The organism is Stenotrophomonas sp. SrG (genome assembly GCF_050031795.1).
Lineage (GTDB): Bacteria > Pseudomonadota > Gammaproteobacteria > Xanthomonadales > Xanthomonadaceae > Stenotrophomonas > Stenotrophomonas rhizophila_A.
This window is the reverse complement of the sequence record NZ_JBNBBE010000075.1, coordinates 1-321: the sequence shown is the minus strand read 5'-3', so window position 1 is coordinate 321 and position 321 is coordinate 1. Positions and strand designations below refer to the sequence as shown.

General features: G+C 75.7%; 1 protein-coding gene. It reads right to left on the bottom strand.

Going from position 1 to position 321, the window contains the following annotated elements:
• Positions 1–31 precede the first annotated feature (31 nt).
• Positions 32–321: aminotransferase class I/II-fold pyridoxal phosphate-dependent enzyme (locus ACQG3P_RS19040; protein ID WP_426805911.1), on the bottom strand; the 290-nt coding region annotated here is incomplete at its 5' end.

Sequence of the window (321 nt, the reverse complement as noted above, 5' to 3'; positions counted from 1 at the left end):
CACCCCCCCGCCCGCCCGCGCCGGCCCTCCTTCATCTCACCGGACCCGCACCCCAGCCCGTGGCGACGGTCGACACAGCCTTGGCCACGTATTCCAGGTGGCCCTGGTTCAGCGCGGCCACGCAGATGCGGCCGGTGCCGACGGCGTAGTTGCCGTACTCGTCGCGCAGGCGGTCCACCTGCGCGCGGCTCAGGCCCGAATACGAGAACCTGCCGGCCTGGTCGTTGATGAAGGCGAACTCCGGCGCACCGGCGGCCCGCAGCGGCGCAGCCCGGCCGTCGGCCAGGGCGCGGCTGGGCTGGCGCGTGGCCGGGCGGTGCG